This window comes from Vibrio minamisatsumaniensis, from assembly GCF_050337445.1.
Taxonomy (GTDB): domain Bacteria; phylum Pseudomonadota; class Gammaproteobacteria; order Enterobacterales; family Vibrionaceae; genus Vibrio; species Vibrio artabrorum.
In genome coordinates this window covers 1-3,555 of sequence record NZ_JAKJSY010000148.1, presented here as the reverse complement: position 1 = coordinate 3,555, position 3,555 = coordinate 1, and the positions used below count along the sequence as shown (strand labels likewise).

Sequence of the window (3,555 nt, the reverse complement as noted above, 5' to 3'; positions counted from 1 at the left end):
GACAATAAGTATTGCGGCGATTTTCTTTCTTGTATTTGGTGTAAGTATTTTAAAGTAGTGAAAGACGCAGACCATATGTGGAAGTTATTGTCATATAAAGAATATGTCATATCATCAATGGAGCGAGCTATAGTCAACAATGAAGACCCTGAAAACCAGAGGGAGTTCGTTGACATATTGTCAAAGAGAGTTGATGACATTATATCTTTCATAGAAGCATCTAAGCCAGATATTGTTAATAAAGCGAGATCTCTAATTGAGACAAAGGGGCTGCACCCTGATTGGGAGTTTGCATTTCCATTATCTAATATTGTAGGTAATAGCCATGAATAAATTGGATGAAGTGTTTGATAAGCTAGTGTCTCAAGAGCAAGATGGAAGCTACAAAATTAACAGGCTAACATTGAAAGAAATTAATGAAACACCTGATTTTATTGTCTACGATTCACAGTTGAGCGGCGAAACTTACAATTTTAAAGGTAATAAGTTTAGACCAAATAAAACTGAGAAAAGACTCGTAATAGAGACGCTTCCTATATTCGAGTTTGAAGTAAAAACGATTTTTATCTTAATAGCTAAGCGTGGTACTAAACTAGGCGGTGCCACAAAAAGGTTCAGTACATCTTCAAGAATAATAAAAGAACTGATAAGACTCTCAAAGTATCTTAACTCCAGAGGTTATGAATCATTTCATGAATTAGGTGAATTACCAAAGTTGAAGTTTAATGATGTTGTTTCATCTTATATTAACTATAGGCAGAAGCATGGTCCGTCAACAGTTGGTGTGGTCAAGGACTCCTTGACCGTATTGCTAGAGCTGAACTTCATAAATCAAGAGTTTTCAAAGGAAGTTATTGAGGCTAACACTAAGACCAAACGAACTAAAGCTGATACTATCAACCGACTGAAACACCCATTAGTTCCATCGATGATTCAGAAAAAAATAATTTCTGAATGTAGTAAATTATTTGAAAATAAAAAGGACATAAAACGGTTTATCGCCCTAGGGAAAAAAGTTAATGTCAATTTTGAAGCTTACGCATTAAGAAATCCAAATGTGAATCAGAGTGTTTTAAGTATATTACCTAGAATGCTGAGTAAAGATGAGGTTGTTGAATATAGGGGGCTAAGGGAGAAGATAAGAAGAATAACTCCTTATGCCTTTACTATGTTGCTAGCCCTTACAGGATTTAGGGTATCGGAAGGCAAAGCAACAAAAAATAGCTCTCATAAGTGTAAAAGAGAAAACGGGAAGGTGAAATATTTCATTGAGTCAACGTTGAGGAAATATACCAATGAGGATGTTGTTCTTGATTGGGTGTCCTGTAAACAAGTGTATGATGCTATGAAGTTATTAAGTGATGTTAATGCTGTCTATTATGATAGAATTAAGCTAATTCTAGAATACTACCCTTCAAAAATTAGTGAAAGGAACGCGGAGCTATTTAAAGAAGCTCTTGAAAATAATTACCTCTTCGCATTTAACTACGCATCACAAAAAGGAAACCTCTGGTTTCCTAAACCAACCAAACCAATTAACACTGATACTTCTGGGCAAGGAACGACTGCTGTAGCGTTAGATTTAATTGAAGTTAAAGTAACAGAGTCTGATATTGATTTTTTAAAAAAATACAAATGCAATTATAAATCAGTAAGTGCAAACTCTGGTATGAGAGGAGTTAAAWATAAAGTAGGAGATATTTTCAGAGTTACGCCTCATATGTTGAGGCATAGTTTTGCGTGGTTCATTATTGCCAATAAGTTAGGTGATATTCATCATATATCCCAACAGTTTAAGCATATGAGCGAGATGGTCACATTTGTTTATGCTCAACGTGGTTTTGAGGCGGTTGATGATTTAAGAAATCTTATCGAGGGATTTGATGCTCTTTTAACAGAGGAAGCAATTACCGATATTGTTGAAAGCGCTATAAAAGGTGAAATAGGTGGCGGCGGCGGCAAGCGACTGAAAAATATCATCAATAAACTAAACAAAGGACAATCAGGAATTATATTCTCGACAGACCATCAGGAACATATAGAGAGTATCCAAGAGTTAATTGCCTTAGCGACAAAAAACAGTGATGGAATCCTTGGTTTACCTCATGGTTATTGTGCAGCAGGTTCTAGCTGTAAAATGCACAATGTGGCCGTTCCTGATAGCTGTATTTATTGCTATACATATTTTGCGACTAGAAGGCACTTACCATTTTGGACAGCAACCAAAAACAGCGCCGAGCGAGGCATTAGTCGAATCATGGATGCTGGCTTAGCTGATAGATACCAAGCCTTCTTAAGTGTCTTGAAAAGGACGCTAGCATCAGCTGATAAGGCTATATCTGATATAGAAGGTAATGGAACAAAAGAGGTTTATAATGGGTAAAGTATCAGAGGAAAAAATTGAGCAGGCTTTAGCTCTCTTTATCAGTGAAGATAGAAAAATAAATGCTAATGCCATCGCGAGATATCTAGGCTGCCAACGCTCTAACATTGCCAATAACTATCCTAAACTATTGGCAAAAATAGACACTGCGAGGCAAGTTCAAAAAGAACAATGGGATAATAGAGATTTATCCGATAAAAATAAGAAGCTGACAGAGCAGAATAAGAAGCAGCAGAAGGCTATATCACAGTTGAGTAAGTCGGCTAAAGATGATGACGTAGCGGCCTTACTATCACACATTAATGCCTTGTACAGCATGTATGATGATATGAGAGTCAGGTACGAGAATGCATCTGAGTTACTACTAGAATATAAAGAAAAGTATGGGAAGCTTTAATGTGTAGTGACTCATACACGATCTGACTGCTTTAGGTAAAGGCTGCGTATACTTGCAGTCGTTATGATGTATATCCAAATATGGTTTGTATTGTACTTAGATTGTAGTAGATGAGTCGTCCAGAGACACGGCTGTGGCCTCTGGGCTTACTCAAATGTGTCGGATAGATGATATGTCACAGATAGATGATACGTCGCCGTAACACGCCTCTGGACATAAACGAGCTAGAACCCTTGTGCTAGCTCGCCAAGAACGGATTAGTTGAAGTAAGTCAAAACACAGGGTGGCTTCCTATTATTCGCAACAGCTACTTTCCTGAAACTTAATAATCTCACTTTCTCGAGCAAGCTTCTTCTCTATAAGACTTGCTTTAACTCCCTCAATATCGGAAGTGTATATCACATGAGCAAGACTACTCTTCGCCCGTGTGGATGTGACATAAAACAATCTCAGAGTACGATCTAAACCTGTTTCCTTGATCCGCACCAGAAGTTTTGGACACCGAGTTAAGTGAGTACAATCACTAACGAGGTGAACAATGACAACTAAGAAAACACGAATCAAACATGCTCCTGAATTTAAAGCCGAAGCGCTTAAGTTAGCAGAGAAAGTCGGTGTCTCTGCTGCCGCACGACAGCTTTCGCTATATGAATCTCAAATTTATGGGTGGCGTAAAGCCGTCAAAAAAGATGCGAAAATCAGCGATAGAGAAAGGGAGCTCGCCACTGAAAATGCCAAACTCAAACGATTATTGGCAGAGCAAGCTGAAGAGCTA

General features: G+C 37.8%; 4 protein-coding genes. All 4 read left to right on the top strand.

What is annotated here, in order from left to right:
- Positions 1–333 (top strand): hypothetical protein (locus L4B77_RS19620; protein ID WP_429752510.1); only part of this gene is annotated, 333 nt, incomplete at its 5' end.
- Entirely contained in the window at positions 326–2,383 is a 2,058-nt protein-coding gene (locus L4B77_RS19615) for a hypothetical protein (protein WP_429752508.1), read from the top strand. The genes L4B77_RS19620 and L4B77_RS19615, both read left to right, overlap by 8 nt.
- The gene (locus L4B77_RS19610; RefSeq protein ID WP_140055848.1) at positions 2,376–2,780 is read left to right on the top strand and encodes a hypothetical protein; all 405 of its coding nucleotides are present in this window, start codon (positions 2,376–2,378) and stop codon (positions 2,778–2,780) included. Before L4B77_RS19615 ends, L4B77_RS19610 begins: the two co-directional genes overlap by 8 nt.
- Positions 2,781–3,318: 538 nt before the next feature.
- A partial coding sequence (locus tag L4B77_RS19605) for a transposase (RefSeq protein WP_429751568.1) occupies positions 3,319–3,555 on the top strand: 237 nt, incomplete at its 3' end.

Coding starts and splice junctions, on each gene's coding strand:
- L4B77_RS19610 (WP_140055848.1), top strand. CDS start 2,376: ATGGGTAAAGTATCAGAGGAAAAAATTGAGCAGGCTTTAGCTCTCTTT.